The 15,680-nt window shown below is 52.5% G+C and carries 15 protein-coding genes; 6 read left to right on the forward strand and 9 right to left on the reverse strand.

The window, feature by feature from the left end; all coding sequences use genetic code 11:
* Window positions 1–1,031: 1,031 nt before the first annotated feature.
* From ACR0AZ_RS16360 to ACR0AZ_RS16370, 3 genes are all read right to left on the reverse strand, one after another.
* Entirely contained in the window at window positions 1,032–1,715 is a 684-nt protein-coding gene (locus tag ACR0AZ_RS16360) for an IS6 family transposase (protein ID WP_480667889.1), read from the reverse strand.
* Window positions 1,716–1,992: 277 nt separating this feature from the next.
* Window positions 1,993–3,126 (reverse strand): alpha/beta hydrolase, encoded by a 1,134-nt coding sequence (locus ACR0AZ_RS16365; protein ID WP_480473262.1) that lies wholly within the window; start codon window positions 3,124–3,126, stop codon window positions 1,993–1,995.
* 116 nt (window positions 3,127–3,242) lie between these two features.
* A complete protein-coding gene (locus ACR0AZ_RS16370) occupies window positions 3,243–3,989 on the reverse strand; it encodes a bestrophin-like domain (protein ID WP_170720370.1) in 747 nt (248 codons plus the stop codon).
* 619 nt (window positions 3,990–4,608) lie between these two features.
* Between ACR0AZ_RS16370 and ACR0AZ_RS16375 the strand changes: the two genes are divergently transcribed.
* On the forward strand, window positions 4,609–4,989 hold the full coding sequence (locus ACR0AZ_RS16375) for a VOC family protein (protein WP_170720367.1): 381 nt from the start codon (window positions 4,609–4,611) through the stop codon (window positions 4,987–4,989).
* A 182-nt stretch (window positions 4,990–5,171) separates the two neighbouring features.
* Window positions 5,172–5,585: a VOC family protein gene (locus ACR0AZ_RS16380; protein ID WP_170720362.1), complete on the forward strand. Its 414-nt coding sequence runs from the start codon at window positions 5,172–5,174 to the stop codon at window positions 5,583–5,585.
* A 370-nt stretch (window positions 5,586–5,955) separates the two neighbouring features.
* Here the strand turns inward: ACR0AZ_RS16380 and ACR0AZ_RS16385 are convergent, their stop codons facing one another.
* Window positions 5,956–6,939 carry a LysR substrate-binding domain-containing protein gene (locus tag ACR0AZ_RS16385; protein WP_480473165.1) on the reverse strand — a complete coding sequence of 328 codons (984 nt, stop codon included), beginning with the start codon at window positions 6,937–6,939 and terminating at the stop codon, window positions 5,956–5,958.
* 101 nt (window positions 6,940–7,040) lie between these two features.
* Here ACR0AZ_RS16385 and ACR0AZ_RS16390 point away from each other — a divergent pair, with 101 nt between their 5' ends.
* The gene (locus ACR0AZ_RS16390) at window positions 7,041–7,319 is read left to right on the forward strand and encodes a DUF4242 domain-containing protein (protein ID WP_480473163.1); all 279 of its coding nucleotides are present in this window, start codon (window positions 7,041–7,043) and stop codon (window positions 7,317–7,319) included.
* 237 nt (window positions 7,320–7,556) lie between these two features.
* Here ACR0AZ_RS16390 and ACR0AZ_RS16395 read toward each other — a convergent pair whose 3' ends face one another.
* A complete protein-coding gene (locus ACR0AZ_RS16395; protein WP_480667890.1) occupies window positions 7,557–8,030 on the reverse strand; it encodes a DUF6714 family protein in 474 nt (157 codons plus the stop codon).
* 71 nt (window positions 8,031–8,101) lie between these two features.
* Here ACR0AZ_RS16395 and ACR0AZ_RS16400 point away from each other — a divergent pair, with 71 nt between their 5' ends.
* On the forward strand, window positions 8,102–8,569 hold the full coding sequence (locus ACR0AZ_RS16400; RefSeq protein ID WP_480473159.1) for a hypothetical protein: 468 nt from the start codon (window positions 8,102–8,104) through the stop codon (window positions 8,567–8,569).
* Between the two features lie 211 nt (window positions 8,570–8,780).
* Here ACR0AZ_RS16400 and ACR0AZ_RS16405 read toward each other — a convergent pair whose 3' ends face one another.
* The 3 genes from ACR0AZ_RS16405 to ACR0AZ_RS16415 all read right to left on the reverse strand — a co-directional run bounded on the left by ACR0AZ_RS16405 (window position 8,781) and on the right by ACR0AZ_RS16415 (window position 12,843).
* Window positions 8,781–9,677, reverse strand: a complete 897-nt coding sequence (locus tag ACR0AZ_RS16405) for a LysR substrate-binding domain-containing protein (RefSeq protein WP_480473157.1) — start codon at window positions 9,675–9,677, stop codon at window positions 8,781–8,783.
* A gap of 328 nt (window positions 9,678–10,005) precedes the next feature.
* Window positions 10,006–11,748: an adenylate/guanylate cyclase domain-containing protein gene (locus ACR0AZ_RS16410; RefSeq protein ID WP_480473153.1), complete on the reverse strand. Its 1,743-nt coding sequence runs from the start codon at window positions 11,746–11,748 to the stop codon at window positions 10,006–10,008.
* Window positions 11,749–12,141: 393 nt separating this feature from the next.
* Window positions 12,142–12,843 (reverse strand): IS6 family transposase, encoded by a 702-nt coding sequence (locus ACR0AZ_RS16415; RefSeq protein ID WP_480473149.1) that lies wholly within the window; start codon window positions 12,841–12,843, stop codon window positions 12,142–12,144.
* A 98-nt stretch (window positions 12,844–12,941) separates the two neighbouring features.
* Here ACR0AZ_RS16415 and ACR0AZ_RS16420 point away from each other — a divergent pair, with 98 nt between their 5' ends.
* Window positions 12,942–13,466, forward strand: coding sequence for a DUF2520 domain-containing protein (locus tag ACR0AZ_RS16420; protein ID WP_480667891.1), 525 nt, complete (start codon window positions 12,942–12,944; stop codon window positions 13,464–13,466).
* 124 nt (window positions 13,467–13,590) lie between these two features.
* Here the strand turns inward: ACR0AZ_RS16420 and ACR0AZ_RS16425 are convergent, their stop codons facing one another.
* Complete coding sequence (locus ACR0AZ_RS16425; protein ID WP_480473147.1) at window positions 13,591–14,220, reverse strand: response regulator transcription factor; 630 nt, start codon at window positions 14,218–14,220, stop codon at window positions 13,591–13,593.
* Window positions 14,221–14,438: 218 nt separating this feature from the next.
* Between ACR0AZ_RS16425 and ACR0AZ_RS16430 the strand changes: the two genes are divergently transcribed.
* Window positions 14,439–15,680 (forward strand): pyridoxal-phosphate-dependent aminotransferase family protein, encoded by a 1,242-nt coding sequence (locus ACR0AZ_RS16430; RefSeq protein ID WP_480473145.1) that lies wholly within the window; start codon window positions 14,439–14,441, stop codon window positions 15,678–15,680.

Consider the following 15,680-nt stretch of genomic DNA (forward strand, 5'->3'; position numbering starts at 1 on the left):
GTGCCGCCACTTGTGCCCACCGCAACACCAAACCAAATACCAGTCGCAGTTCCTGGTCAGGTCCCACCTCAGCCCACTGGACAAACTGCTGTGCCACCGCTCGTCCCAACTGCAACACCAAACCAGATTCCGGTCGCAGTGCCCGGCCGTGTTCCGCAACCCAGCGGTACTACGGCGACACCACCGCTTGTCCCAACCGCAACCCCCAATCAGGTTCCCACGGCGGTTCCTGGCCAGGTTCCACAGTTGACACCAAAACCGACGGCAACTCACGTGGCAGTCCCAGGGCATCCGAAGCCACAAGGCGTCGTGACAATCATGCGCCCTAAGCCGAGGCCGACAACCGGTACTGTCCAGCAACCTGGCACAACACAAGTGACCCACCATCTAACGCACCAAAGCAATGCGAAGAAACACGATCACGTCGCAGCAACACCTGGACGACATGACCCGCACGACCTACCGAGATTCCGCAACGCGGCGGCCAAGGAAGACTGGGAATGCGTTGCCAGCGGATTTGGACAGCGCCGTTATGATGCTGGGCGAGGCGTGTTGCTGAACAACGGAGCGTTACGGCACCTGGGAAACGTGGACGCAATGGCACGGGATGTGCCTGCAAGGCATCCAAAACATTCTGGATGCATTATTTCGGTCAAACGAAAGCAGCGCTGAAGCTCGCATGGTAGGTTTTGCTCGGACAATGAGATTAGTCGACCAATAGTTCGTCAATTGTCATCTGGATAATTGGATTTCGTATTGCCCATATTCCCTGGCGTTTACGTTGGCTGACGTAGCCCAAAAATGCTCTGTACCTAAATTTGCCTCAATTAGGACAACAATCTAAAGTGCCGCACTTCCAAGAAGAGCCTCCGACCATCTGGGACGGTCAGGTCGGGCAAGCGAAACGTTGAACGGCAACTTTGCAAAGTCAGCTTTCTGCGCAGACCCGACATTGATCGTCTCCAACGCAAGTAAACCGGATGTGTCGCAAACTTTTAGAACGGCAAAGGCCAGTGATATGCTAGACGCAGTTATCCTGCGATCTCGGCAAACAGCCGAAAGCCCGACGTGATAGTGTTAGGGAATTGCTGCTTTCGGATCATGTTTGCGACTTCGATGCCGTCCAAAGTAGCTGATGCGGATTTGAACGATTTGAACCCACACATGTGCCGTACGCGACGTTTGATAAAGCGATGATCCTGTTCGATCATGTTGTTCAAATATTTGGACCTGATCGTCTGTACTTTGGTTAGGCAGCCGAACCGCTTCAGGATACTGTTCACTTCTCGAATGCCAGCTGCGTTTGCACCACTTTTGTCTATGACGATTTTGTTTGGGATCCCATTTGACGACAGTGCTTTGGAAAAGAACTTGGTGGCTGCTGGACGATTTCGTCGCTCAGACAGCATGAAATCAAGGGTATTCCCAGCTTTGTCCACGGCACGATAAAGGTACATCCATTTGCCGCGAACACGGAGATAGGTTTCGTCCATGCGCCAGGAAGTCAGCGTTGGTCGCTTCTTCGATTGCGCGCTCACGGCGATCATCGGTGAATACTTCACAACCCACCTATTGAGAGTGGCATGGTCCACCTGCACGCCTCGTTCGGCCATGATCTCTTCCAAATCACGATACGACACTGTGTAGCGCAAATAGAAATATACAGCGTACAGAACTGCATCCTTGGGAAATTGGCAGCCTTTAAGTGAGATCATGTTTAAACCTGTTCGAAATTTATTCGACGGGAACAGACTTCGAAACCTGGGTGCTCGTCAATCTCAGTACAAAGTTTGCGACACATCCCCATCGATCACATAGGCGGGCTGCGCCAGATCATCGGAAGTAACGTCACACCCGGACGTGATTATGAGCAGCAGGGCCAGTACTCGTTTCACTGTTAGTCCTCCAAAAATGCGTGTTGCTCAGAGGCGCATTTGGTCATCGCCGTGCCAATCAGACTTGCCAATCTGCGCTGTCTGTCGCTTGAGCCTCTTAGTTGCTTAAGTTTTCCACCGTGTTCGGGATAAGTTGCAACGCATCCAGCACAATGGTGTCGGTCCGCTTTTCCGAATATCCATGCTGCTGCAATGTGCGTCCTACGAGTTGCACCACTTCGGGTGAGCCCGCAAACTTGGAATGCGACCCGGTCCTGGAATCATCGATGTCGCTGAGATCAATAACAGTGATGCCAAGTCCGGCCAGTTCGTCCACCTCAGCATCTCCAACGCGGTCGATGCCCCCGGCAACCTGGCGCGAGAGCCCCAATGCGGGGTCGCCATCGGAAATGAGGACATAAAGATTTCCAGGGTTGTTGGTAATCTGGCTGAGTTGAGACGCGAACACGTCCACGTCTATATCCGGCGCCGCAAACAGGATGTTCCTTAGACGCCCTGAACTGCCGAGCGATCCCTGTAAGTCCGACTGGACCATGACTTCTGTGACCAAAAGTGTTCCCATGGAATGTGCAAATACATCGAACCCGGAGGCATTTGTTTGAACGATCAGACCGGAGGCCTCTTCCAACAACGGCCTAGCCGCAAGGACGCTGTTCAGGTCATAGGCATATTTCGCAACCTGACCGGCTGATGCCCAGGAAAACAAGACCGGCACGCCTTCAAATCCGGAATCTTCAACGAATTGTGCGACGCGTAGCACCGCGTCACTCAGTGTATTGTTGTAGCCATGGACAAAGACCAACACGTCTCTGTTTTCTCGCGGTCTTTCGGAGAGTGCATTGTTGATTTTTGCCACAAACCCCGAGCTATCCTGAAACACTATTGGATCAACGACCGTAAAGTCCCGGCTGGCGTCCGGAGGGAGCCTCCGGGGGCGCGTGATTTCACCGGGCTGGTGGTTGGGTGGGATCGTCACGGTGACAACCGCCAATCCCAACTTGTCAGATCTTTCTGACGAAAAAAGCTCAGCGGTATCGGGCGAGGGTGAACGTGTTGTGGCTATAAATATATCGTGACGAGAGACCTGCGTTTCCATCTCAGGGCTTCTTTCAGGATCGGCGACACCAATCACGTTAGGAGGACGCGAACAGGCGGCAACCAAAATAGTTGCCGTGAAAAACACAGGAAGTAGTTTCCGAAAGAAATGCGTCGCAATCATACTCTTTCGCACTCGAGAAGCACCTAACTTGCTTCTGACTTTATCAAGTGCTGGTTTTCTGGATAGTGCATACGAACGGCAATATGATCGTAGGTTTGAAGTAGGCATAGCCCAAGAGATGTGGAGCCTCAATTGCCAAGCTCCTGTGCCAAATCATGAAATAAGACAGGGTCCAGGGCCGCCGGCATACGATAGGGATTAGACATAGCGTAAGTGGTAAACAGAACAAACCCGGTATATGTCGCAAAAGCCCCCAACAGGATGAGGTTCTCTCTAATCGGCGGGAATGGGAAATACCCGATGGATAAGAGCAGAACGCCGGATATTGCGGCAATCCAAAACAGAGAGCTCAAGGACGATTTTGCTTGATATTCTCTGAGATCGCGGCTGTCAGAGACGAGACTAAGGTTATCGAGTAAGTTGTCTCGGATGGACTCATGGCGTGCGGTCTGGGGATCAAGCTCTAGTGCCGCATCGTAGGCGATGCCCCAGGCTTCCCATCCTGAATCAAGTAAATCTCCTGTTTTTCCCAGGCTCTCCCATTCCGAGTTAGCAGCAATCGACAAATAATTGCGAAGCGCAGCTTGAATCGCCCCCGTTTCTTCCTCACCATATCTGATCGCGTCGTAATACGCATCAGACACAGCGTTGGTTTCGACGGCGCTTTCGAATGACAATTGATGGTAGTCAACTACTTCGGAGGCAAAGACCAAGGCAAGAACCAGGCTGTGCAAAGCGGCAATTCGGAACAAAATTGAGGCTGCAAGGTCTCGCGTTTCTTGGTTTGGGTTCGAGCCCAGTACCAGCCGGGCAAGGAAGTAAACGCCGTAAACCGAAGAAATAGTAGCGAGAACGATCAATACTGCTGTCAGCATTCGGTATCTTGCTCCCACCGGTCCTTTTGTCGAATGATACATCGACGCTGAAACGAAGATGCAACTTGTAGTACTACCCAAAAGGAAACTGGTCTCAACTGCAGCGTCTTCCAGTACAACTGCCAGTTTAGGCGAACTGTTGCCGGAAAGTTGAAACCCAATCGCCGATTAAGATCAACAAGATTGTCAGTGCAACAATGGTGTGCTTGGGTGTGGAGCCGCAAACTCCTGTTACAATGGCAACATCGTACCTCAAAAAATGCAACAAAACCCCGTATGCGTGAGGGTGCCGGACGATCTTCGCAAATTGCGTGCGTGAACGTCGTGCATGCAGATTGTACAAATGTAGCGAAGGTCCTGCGTGGATGGTTCCTGCATGGCAAGGTATTTTGAGCTGATACGAGCGTCTGTCAGATGCAGTCGTGTGCCCGGCCTGTTTGCGCCGTGCACGCGGCTGCTGGCCCTTATGGTTTCCGCTGACCAAGTCTCAAACCGCTTCGCGGACGACGATGTGTCCCTGATATCCGACGGGGTGTCTAGGTTGGCGGGCTGACATTGCTCCATCATCTCCATGGTCTTGCGTCTCGGATGTTTCTTTGTTTTCCGTTATGCTTTGTCCATGAACATCTACGGCTTCGATCACATCGTGCTCTGCGTTCGCGACGTCGACGCAACGCTTGAGTTCTATCAACACCTGCTAGGTATGTCCCCGCGAGAGGAACGCCCCGGCAAATGGTCCCTACATTTCGGTTCAAACAAAATCAGTCTCCAAGATGCGGGCACAGCACCAAATCTGGCGAAGAAAACTGTTCCGGGAAGCGGCAATTTCTGCCTATTGACAGATACGCCAATCGAAGAAATCACCGAGAAGCTTCGCGCGCATGACGTCACTATCGTCGAAGGGCCTTCTGAGAAACTGGGCGCCGTCGGAAAGCTGATGTCTGTCTACTTCCGCGACCCCGATGACAATTTGGTCGAGGTTAGCAACAGACTGGCATAGCAAACAGAGTGCAACACACTGGCAGCCACGCAACCACGGTCGGGAACAAGCGCCAGCCTTTCGACATTTGCATCTTGTGAAACGCCCAATATAACCTTGATGTCGAATCCAAGAGAAAAAATCAGCTCGCTGATCACGGCACAACGTTAGTGCCACAAGACTAATTAATCTGTGGAGCAGTCATGCCCAGAACGGGGTTCATAGATCATATCGGTGTCGCGGTGCCGGATCTTGCGACGGCGAAGGCCTACTATGACGATCTAATGCCGATCCTTGGTTTCAAGGAGTGGTTCAAAACCGAACCGGAGTTCAACTACGGACCGGATGGAAAACTCGGGACGCAGCTGTTCTTCTACCAAGCGAGGGACAATGGGCACTATTCGCGCCATGCTACGGGGTTACAGCACTTAGCCTTTTCGGTGGAAACGCGTGAGGTCGTGCGTGAGGCGTACAATTGGGCACTCTCGCGGAAGTCACATATTCTGAACGCACCCCAAGAGTTTCCTCAATACGGGACGCACTATGCGGCCTATTGGCTCGACCCACACGGCATCAAGCTTGAGGTCGTCTGCCACAAAGATGGTGAAAGCGATTGAGACATTAGTTTATCACCGAGCTACAAAGCCGGACATTTGATACACAGCCGAAAAGCCTCGCGCTACGTCCACCTAAAAGTCCGGCGACGAAGGTCCGGAGGGAGCCCATAGCTCCAAGGATCGACACCGCAGCAACTTTCAATCCAATGGCAGGTTTGTCCCGCATCCTGTGAATTCGCAGATGTCGAGATTTTGCATTTGCAGCGAATGTCAGCAAAGCAGGCTGCGACCGCAGAAAGCCAGCTGGGTGTCGAACGTCTCTTGTGGGCCGTTTTCGCCCGACCTGAAGGTGAATTGTCGATTAGGCATTGGTTTCAGGTCAGCTTCTGACTCCAATGCGGGGGTCGAGTTCATTTGCATACGAGCGGGGTTAACTGTTGATCTGTAAACCCTTACTTTTGTTCTTGTAGCCATTAATCCGCTCTTGGGTTTCGGTGGCTTCGCGCTTGAGCCAATCTACGAAACGGCGCAATTGGGGACGCTGCAACGTTTGCTCTCGCAGGTGAATCCGAAATGGGTTTGGCGCTGAAAGCCCTTTTTCAACAGGATAGGGAAGCACCAAGGACCCTTCTTCCAGATCGTTCTCTATCAAAGAAGCGCCGCAAAGGAGAAAGCCCACATCTTCTCTCACTGCTTCAAGGGCCATCTCCGCTCGCTTGTAATACGGTCCTCGGTCAGCACCAGTACGCCGCATTCCGAAAGTCTGAAACCATTCACGAAATCCTGGCCTGTCTTCTTTACTTCTGTGCTCTTCCAAATGAAGTAGCGGCATCCCTTCCATTTCGTGCTCGGTGTCGTAATCAGCTATTCTGCGTAAGTTGTCTGGGCTGCATACAGGGACGAGATAGTCAAAAAAGAGCGGCTCCCCTTTTTCACGTCCGCCGTATTCAACGCGGATATCTGGCGCCCCCAGCCGCATCGGAACGTCCCCCGCTCCGTTGATGCAAAAAAGAATGTTTGGATGGTCTTCTCTAAATTTCGGTAACCGAGGTGCCAGCCACAATTCGGACCAATCCGGGTCGGCAACGATGTGAATTTCGCTAACACGCTGAAAATCGAGCGCAGTTGATACGCGTTCAAGTGCCGAAAATGCAGTACGAAGATCCGTCAGTGCCCCTGACAGTTCGGGTGTTGGGTGTAAACCCGACCGACCACGGACCAAAAGGTCTGTTCCAAGGTAGTCTTCCAGTGCCCGGATCCTTTGACCAACCGCAGCTGGGGTGATCCCCAATTCGCTGGCGGCTGCTTTGAGCGAACCAGTTCGAAGGGCTACTTCGATAGCTTGAAGAGACTTGAGGTGCGTAGACATAGAAGTTTGATAAAGATTTTCTTTCGACGGCGCAAATTTCTGCACTACTACGCCGGTTTTTCTTTAGTTCAGCAAAGAAAATTTGGTTCGGAATCTTGAAGCCTGAGTGCCACAATCTCTGTACACGGTAAAACGGAGGTGGAGAAATGTTGAAGAGATTTGTAATCGAACGGGACATTCCTGGCATTGGAGATTTTTCGTTGACCGAGCTTTGCGCCGCGTCGCGTGCTTCAAATAAAGCACTTGTCGACGTCGGCCCGTCAATTCAATGGCAACATTCCTATGTTGCCGGAGACAAAACATTTTGCATCTATCTGGCTGAAAGCGAAGCCGAGATTCAGAAGCATTCAGAGTTGTCGGGGATTCCGGTGGGGAAGATAACCGAGGTTCACCAAATCATCGACCCGCTTACCGCGAACAACTGATGCACATGGCACGCGCACGGTGACCAGCCCTAGTTGGTCACCGCGCGCGAATTACCGATCTTCTTTTAGTAAAAGTAGCGTAGCGCAATCATAGTCCCGATTTGGTTGAGCAATGGTGAATTTGTATCAGCCTTGGTTTCGCAAATCTTGCGAATGGCGGAAAACCGGTTAGGACAAAAAGCGCTGCGAAGAGCCACATCAAATGCATAAAAATCATCGAACCGGTGACCACACGCCTTATTCAATCCAGTAGTTGACCAAAGCGGCTTCTGCAAATTCACCAAGCTCAGGATGGTCGCTGAAATAGTTCAAAAAACTCAACACGGCCTCATTCTGTGCAGGCGTCAATTGGTTGAACTTGGACTTCCTGAACTCATGCAGCAGTTCTTTCGATGTGCCGGGGTCGAGTGCAAGTAGGATGCTTTCACTGGCATATTCCGGACTGTCTGAATTTCGCAGAGCCCAAAGCAGATATGCAGGCAAATAGTACTGAAATGCCTTGGCGCTGAAGGCAGTGGGGGCAGCGTAACCGTAAACGATCATTTGATCGGTCATCTCATGCCATTTGACCCCGCCGTAGAATTCAAAAATATCCACGTCATCCATACATTCGGGGTGAAGAAGTTCATCATCAGCAGGTGGATCAAGGCCGTCAAATGCAGCAATGATCTGGGTCGCAAGATCTTCCGTTGTTGTCGTTACCTTTGGCATGGTGCCACATTAAACTGGCTGAAACCCCGAAATCGAGTGTATCAGCAACAATTCGGATTCGAGTGATTGCGATGGATAACGGACAAAAGCTCTTCCAGGACGTCAGTCATGAATTCCACGACAATTCCATTTATGCCCTAAAATTGATTTCGCCTGACCCAGACAACGATGACTGGGTGAGTGAGCTAAAACTCGACATTGATCATATTGAGGAATGGATCAGGCAGGACAATGGGCAATTCAGTTTCTCCGTTTCCCAGGTCAATCTGTGTTTCGAGGGCGTTTCCGATCTGTCCGTTTCCTTTTCGTTTCCGAAATCGACCGTTACACCGCTGCCAATCGACCGGATTACCCGGTCCAAAGAACCAGTTCGGATCCATGGAATGGACTATTCCGAATTTGCCTGGACCATCGAACTGAATGACCGCCGCGGCGGTCGCATTTGCTTCCACGCCACCGGGTATCGCTTTGAAAGGGTCGGGGAACCCGTCATCTGCGAAGAACAATATATACCCAAACACCTGCGCCCACCGCAATGAATTCAAACTTTTTTTGGTCACCACTGCAATTTACAACGTAGCAGACCATCTGCGATCTTGCCGAGGATCTGGATTAAGTACTTGGGTATGTTTTTCAGTGCCGCTTGTGCCTGTCAGCCTTTCGCTTATCAGGTTTTGAAGAAAGAAAGCTACTCGGTGACCGATTGTCCGCCGTCACAGTGGCGGCGACTTCATTCTGCGCATAGCAAAATTAAGCAGTAGCCACACCTTCCGGGGATTGCGCCTCCTGTTGCAACCACTCTCGAACAACACGGACAGCTCGCCGCCGTCCCGCGCGCTGGTTGGTGGCGAGGTAATATCCACCAAAGGGAATTTCTACGACGTTAAGGCTCACCAACGCACCTGTCTCAACTTCTGTTTGACAAAGGTGCTTGTCCATCAGAACCGCCCCCAGGCCGGCGACGGCTGACTGGATTGACAGGAGTGCTCCTAATGGGTGAGGCAGATCAAGAGTTGGAACTTCTTTCAAACCAGATTTCGAGAACCATTCTGGCCAAAGACGGAATGTTGCCTCTTCAATCAATGGGCCGGTTGCCAGAACTTTAAGGTCGGCCTCAGAACCTTTAATTGGCGCAAAGTTTGGCGCGGCAAAAGCTCTGACCAGAGATGGGAACAACAGGTCGTACCTTTCGTCTGGGGGGGTGCGCAGATATCTTAGGCCCAGATCGAAATCGTGCGCCTCAATATCCATGACCTCTGTTGTGATCGATAGACGTAAGTCTATCTCTGGATGCGCGGCTTTCAGACGTGGTAGCCGTGGAACCAACCATTTTTGCGCGACGGCGCTCTCTGTCGTCATGGTAACAACACCTTTGGGCGCGGAAGTCAGAGCGTCAGTTGCGATGGCAATTTGGTCAAGTGCAGGTGTGATCTGTCCCAAGTAAATTTGTCCCTGTTCGGTAAGGGCAACACCAGACTTTTGCGTCCGAAACAAATGCACGTTAAGCCGCTTTTCCAACCCGCGAATGTGACGGGAAATTGCGGAGTGCGATACGTTCAATTCCTCCGCTGCACGGGTAAAGCTACCCAACCTCCCGGCGGCCTCAAAGGCACGCAACGGATTTAGGGGAGGTAAGTTTCTTGGCATGATTGATTGTGACTTTTTGGAACAATAAATGTCAAGAAACGGCGTTTGTGGGATGCCAAGCTTTCTATGAGAGTAGGTGCATGACTAATAAAGGAGAGATCCATGAAGTACGCCTATACTCGTGATTTTGTATCACATCGTGAAGTCCCGGCCTCAGGAGTCAAAAGTGTGTACGCCTTGTGCGAAAAAGTCAAAGCGTCGCTCCGTTCGCTGTTTGCAAAGCGAATAGACCCAACCAGAATGAGCAGGGTTGAACGGCAAGATTCAGGAATCTCAGACGCCGAGATTGATTGGCATAACGCCTTACGCGGACCTTTGATTAAGTGAGTCAGACAGGCAAACCAGCTTTATGCAGACCGGTTGCCAGAACTTCGAAATCGTCTCGATGCCGCCACATAGATTCATAACCACGCGCAAGAGTGGAGAGATTATCTTTGGGCACTTCGATGCCTCGACTCCTAAATTCGTCATGGCGCTCCGCGATAAATTCCTGCAATGCAGCCGAAGCCTCGGATTGCCGGCCAAGATGCGCGTAAGATGCTGCCACGAATGCCGCAGCTAACGAGTTGAGCCGTGCCTCTCCCATCAAAAAGCCGATTGCTTCCTCGTAGTTTCCGCAGAAGAACTCTATCTGCCCCATGATCCAATCGATCGAAGGGGGATGCAACGGATCTAATCGCATCGCTTGCGACACGACCTCTCTCGCCTTTTCGTGTCTCCCCAGCAACAGAAAAGCATAACCGCACCACGCCATGGACTCCGCTTCGTTTTCGATCTGCGATAACGTCTTTTCGAACTGTGCATTTGCTTCGTCCCAAAGGCCTGCGCAAAGATAAGCAAAACCCAGTTGGTCTTGAATGTAGACGTCCCGGTTGTCCAGTGCAGCACCCTTGCGAGCGATATGCAGGATGTGATCGGAAGCGTCAGAGCCCGCCAATCCTAACCAAAGATCGATAACATAGGTGTCTGAGAGGTACATGTAAGACCGAGCAATGGACGGATCGAGCGCAATGGCCCGTTCCAGCAAAGCTCGTGCTTTAGCCGTATCCCTGGCATTTAGGCCATCTCGAAGAGCTTTGCTTCGAAGCATCAGCTCGTAGGCCTTCATCTCATCTGCTGGCTTTTGCGATGATCGGTCGGCAACGTTGTGTTGAACACGTCCCGGAAGGACCGCAACGATGTTGCGGGCCACCTCGTCCTGAACGGACAGGATGTCTTCCAACTCGCGATCATATCGTTCTGACCATAGCTGCGAGCCCGTACTTGCTTCCGCGAGCTGTACGGAAATTCTTACCCGACTACCGGCCTTTCGAACGCTGCCTGTTACGAGATAATCAGCTCCCAATTCTGCTGCGATCTCTGCCGGATCGGTTTCCTGTGTTTTGAAACGGAAAGATGCGTTTCTGGAGACAACCTGGAGAGTACGAAATCGAGACAACCCGGTGATAATGTCTTCCGCGATGCCATCGCTGAAGAATGCCTGCTCCGGGTCGTCACTTAAACTGTGCAGTGGTAAGACTGCGATGGTGGCTTTGCGGGGTGTAGCTGCTGGCTTCGCGTCAGGCTGTGCTTGCTCCGCCCCTCCAATGCGCCAGGCCCTAACAGGCTCAGCGATGTTCTTGATGATATGTGTGCCTGCATCCTCCCACACGACCGAAATGCGGTTGCCAACCACGCGATAGACAGCGTCCGAGACGAGCACACCTCCCGGCGGGGCAAGTTGCTCTAAACGCGAAGCAAGGTTAACACCGGAGCCAAAGACATCATCCTCTTGCTTGAGGATGTCACCAAGATTGATGCCAATGCGGAAAAGTAACGGGTCTGGCTCTTCCAAGGGTGATTGTTGCCATTCAACGGCGCAAGAAACCGCGTCTGAAGCACTAGTGAAGCTGGCCAAAAGGCCATCACCCATTAGTTTGACAATCCGCCCGTGGTGACGATTGATCAGTGGTGCAACTGTACCATCTATGTGAGCGGTTAACGCCGCAAGCGTGCCGGCTTCGTCTCGCTCCATTCGACGAGTATAGCCGACCATATCGGCGACCAGAATTGCCGCAAGCTGTCGCTCCAAAGTTGCCTCCCTTACTCTGCATAACGACCAGCGTGGTATTAGGCCATCGGTAACTGAATGGTCACATCTATTGATCGGAAGAATTGCGCTCGTTGAGAGCGCTCGTCCGGCACCGGCGTACACAAACGCAGCGAATGACCGGAATGCGGGCTGCGACCGTAGAATTTGAAATGTGTGCCGAGAATCTGGTTTGGGCCGCTTGTTGTGTCCGCCATCAGCACCCATGGAACAGACTAGGTTGATTGCGTAGCGGAGGATTTCAGGCTCATCGTAACCATCAGAGAGTGGAGATGAGAATGAAATCCGGGAAACAGAAAGCGTCAGTAGAGAGAGTTGTCAAAGGGTGTTGTCACATTAACTTCCGGCGCACCAAGGAATGCTGATGCTCGGATTTCAAGCGGCTCGAGTAGCGGCATTCCAGGCGTCAAATGCCTCGAGGCGGTGATATCGAATTGTTAAGGCTGAACGACGACGAGCGGGTGCACAGAAGCAATTCCGAATGGCTGAATGGGTGGCCACGAACCTCTGCAAACCTTCTGGGGACCGAAATCTCTGCATCGTCCGTTCCCGCTTTCGGAATGGGAGATGGCTATTTTCGGCTCGATTGTTCAAGCCCTTGTGCGACCAATGAGCCAACCCCGGCGCGACTTCTCGCTTGGCAGCGCCATAGGAGCGCAGTTTGTCCGTAATGATCCGCTTGGGAATGAAACCAAGACGCTTTATCAGGCGGCGCAACAGCCGTTTTGCCGCCCGTTTGTCCCGTTTCGGTTGAAGGATTTCCTCCAAAACAACACCATGCTGATCGACCGCGCGCCAAAGCCAATACTTGCGACCTGAAATTCTCACGGCAACTTCATCCAGATGCCAGACATCACCTGGACGACCCTGTCTTTGACGCAAGTTTTGAGCTATCGTCGGCCCGAACTTGATGACCCAACGCCGGACAGTTTCGTAAGACGCATCAATCCCGCGCTGCAACATCATCTCTTCAACTTCCCGCAGGCTCAGATTGAAGCGAACGTACAACCACACCGCGTGCGCGATGATCTGAGGAGGAAACCGATGGCGCTTGTAGCTGATTAGCGATGACTTCATCGATGTCACCTACGTCCAATTACGGACATGAACAACCAAACGGCAAGTTAACGTGACATCACCCCGTTCACTGCAGCGGCTTTTTCCCAGCAGATCAAATGGCACCGCTTCGCGAACTGAGTTGGCGGCTTGCCAGCATGCATCCGGTTCTGTCATTTGCCGATCCGGCAACCTCTAAAAAACAGTTCACGGGTGCGCTTTGTGGCCTTGAGGGCGATGATGCTGTTGAGTTTGTCCGATCATTGATTGAGAAAATGGGAGCGCAATGTTTTCCAATCTGTTCTGAAAGAAAGAGCTTGTACCATGCGGCGGCAGTGATTTCGAACAACTTCACCGTGGTCTTGCAAGCCATCGCCCGCGAAGCCTGGGCGGCTTCCGGCGTACCGGACGATATTGCCCAACGGCTGAATGCAACGCTCCTGCGCGGGACGTATGAGAACGTCTTGGCACACGGTCCTCAAGACGCACTGACGGGTCCCGCATTGCGGGGTGATGAATTTGTTGTCTCCAAGCAAGGAGAAGATGTGGCCAAGTGGCATCCAGCCGCAGGGGTTCTCTACAAAGAACTGAGCGAACTGGCACGAAGCTTGAAAACAAGCGGAACAACGTCAAATGGCAGTTAGCCCGGGGTTTGCGATGTGCGGGGTCTCGGGATCCGCCACCGCTCAACCTCGATTTAACATAATTTAGCTTACACCCAGATATCGCGTGTTTGATAGTACACGCCCGGCTATTGGCGCAATTCAATTAATCTGAGGCTGCGCCAGAAGAGTAGAAGAATGCAATCGCTTGAGCCCGATTTTTGACTGAGAGCTTTTCATATATATTGGACAGGTGAAACTTGACAGTGTTGGTTGAGATTTGCAGCTCTTTCGAAAGATCGCGGTTCGATAAGCCCTTGGCCAGCGCTTCAAGTATGATGCGCTCTTTACGTGACAGGGTATGGATCGGGTTTCTCTGCATCTTACGAACATCGACGAACGGAAACACCATTTTTCCCGCAGCCACGTCCGCGCAGGTTTCCAACAATCCTTCGACCTCACCAGACCGGGATGCGAACCCCGCTGCGCCAGCCTGCATTGCAAGGCGCGGAACATCTCCTGTCTCATCGCCGTAGACGACAAAACGGGGCGCGTTTTCTTGCTCACGCAAAACTTCGATCAGTTTGGCTGCACCCAGGACCGGCAAATTCCAGGCAATTACGCAGACCTTTACCGGTACTCTCATGACCGCGCCCAGGAAGCCTTCGGCGGTTGCAGATGTGGCAACCAGAGAGAATCGTGGATCGCGTTCAAAAATCTCTGACATGGCCGACAACACCAGTGGATTGTTGTCGGCAAGCATTACGTCAATCGGTTGCTCTGATGGGTCTGACATTGTTTTTACATCCAAATTTCCAATTAACTACCCATTAGTATAGGTCTATTCTTGGTATACATCGGCATTCTTGCCAAAACGGGTAGGTTTCTTCCCATCTTATTAGAAGGCCTAAAGCAGTAGTAAGTTACGTTGCGCGATGAAGCAAGCAACGCTTTTCTGATCCACAACACGATATTTGGGCGTGGTCGGCCACCCCGACGATCAAGGAGGATCGAATGACTTTCCAGATTTACCCCACGCTCGAAATCCCCGAGACGCTGGCTGCTGGTCCGGGACCGGGCAACACCGACGCTCGCGTTCTTCAGGCCTTCTCCAACGCCGGAGTTGCGGATCACATGCAGGGCGACGTTCTGCGCGGCATGGTCGAATGCAAGCACATGCTGCGCGAGATCTGGGGCACTTCGAATACATATACATTCGCAGTCGCAGGCACCGGCTGGAGCGCTCTGGACACCATGTTCTCGGCCGTCATGCCCGGCGACAAGGTTGTTGCATTTAACAACGGCACATTTTCAGGCATCGACACGCTGACCCTTCGCATCAAGGCGGCCACGCCGGAAGAGCATGCCGCCAACCCTCTGGACCCGCAGGCCGCCAGTGTCACCGCCATCGACGTGCCGCATGGCCAATCGGTGACCAGTGAAATGGTCGAGGCCGCACTGGCCGAGCACAAGCCCAAATGGGCGTTCATGGCGCATTGGGAAACGGGTTCGGGTCGTATCAATGATCTGCGCGGGTTCTCGGATGCCTGTGAACGTCACGGCGCAATGGGTCTGATCGATGCCGTTTCGTCTTTGGGTATCGAGGATTTCCGGATCGACGATTATCCGGGCATCGCTGGCTGGGCCTCGTGCCCGCAAAAGGGCCTGTGCTGCTTGCCATTGACCTATGCGCCGGTCAGCTTTTCCGATGAATATATCGACAGCCTTAAATCAACAGGTGCCTATAGCTATGTCCACAATCCCATTTTCGAGGCCCGTCATTGGGGAATCGTCGATGGGCAGGACGTCGAGAAAGGTACCTATCATCGGACCCATTCCGGCTACGCTGTGGCAGCCTTCCATGAATCCCTTCGTCTGACGCTGACTGAAGGATTGGCAAAGCGGTCAGCTTCGTACCGCACACATGAAAAGGTGCTGCGCGATGCCGTAACCGCAATGGGATGCGAAGTGACTTCGGACATGCCCAGCCTTCTGGTCCTCAACCTGCCACCGGATCTGGCCGGGCGCGAGATGGAGCTGGTCCAGAATTGCCGGGCGCGTGGGTTCGGTATCTGGCCGACGCTGAGCGCCCCGGTGCAGGTCCGGATCGGCATCCTCAACCAGCTGAACCGCCAGGCGATCAGCCAGATCATCCGTCTATTCGCCGAAGCCATGCGCGAACTGGGCGGCACCATCGATTTCGAAGAGATCGAGGCATTGCTCGAAAGCCGTTACGGCACGTCGATCGCTGCTTGA

This window comes from Ruegeria sp. BE3 (genome assembly GCF_056538865.1).

Bases quoted from the DNA above. Each gene is read 5' to 3' on its own strand.
- ACR0AZ_RS16395 (WP_480667890.1), bottom strand. From the start codon at position 8,030: ATGCCAAAGGTAACGACAACAACGGAAGATCTTGCGACCCAGATCATT.
- ACR0AZ_RS16360 (WP_480667889.1), bottom strand. From the start codon at position 1,715: ATGATCTCACTTAAAGGCTGCCAATTTCCCAAGGATGCAGTTCTGTAC.
- ACR0AZ_RS16420 (WP_480667891.1), top strand. From the start codon at position 12,942: ATGGCACCGCTTCGCGAACTGAGTTGGCGGCTTGCCAGCATGCATCCG.
- ACR0AZ_RS16380 (WP_170720362.1), top strand. From the start codon at position 5,172: ATGCCCAGAACGGGGTTCATAGATCATATCGGTGTCGCGGTGCCGGAT.
- ACR0AZ_RS16400 (WP_480473159.1), top strand. From the start codon at position 8,102: ATGGATAACGGACAAAAGCTCTTCCAGGACGTCAGTCATGAATTCCAC.
- ACR0AZ_RS16390 (WP_480473163.1), top strand. From the start codon at position 7,041: ATGTTGAAGAGATTTGTAATCGAACGGGACATTCCTGGCATTGGAGAT.
- ACR0AZ_RS16430 (WP_480473145.1), top strand. From the start codon at position 14,439: ATGACTTTCCAGATTTACCCCACGCTCGAAATCCCCGAGACGCTGGCT.
- ACR0AZ_RS16425 (WP_480473147.1), bottom strand. From the start codon at position 14,220: ATGTCAGACCCATCAGAGCAACCGATTGACGTAATGCTTGCCGACAAC.
- ACR0AZ_RS16370 (WP_170720370.1), bottom strand. From the start codon at position 3,989: ATGCTGACAGCAGTATTGATCGTTCTCGCTACTATTTCTTCGGTTTAC.
- ACR0AZ_RS16375 (WP_170720367.1), top strand. From the start codon at position 4,609: ATGAACATCTACGGCTTCGATCACATCGTGCTCTGCGTTCGCGACGTC.
- ACR0AZ_RS16405 (WP_480473157.1), bottom strand. From the start codon at position 9,677: ATGCCAAGAAACTTACCTCCCCTAAATCCGTTGCGTGCCTTTGAGGCC.
- ACR0AZ_RS16415 (WP_480473149.1), bottom strand. From the start codon at position 12,843: ATGAAGTCATCGCTAATCAGCTACAAGCGCCATCGGTTTCCTCCTCAG.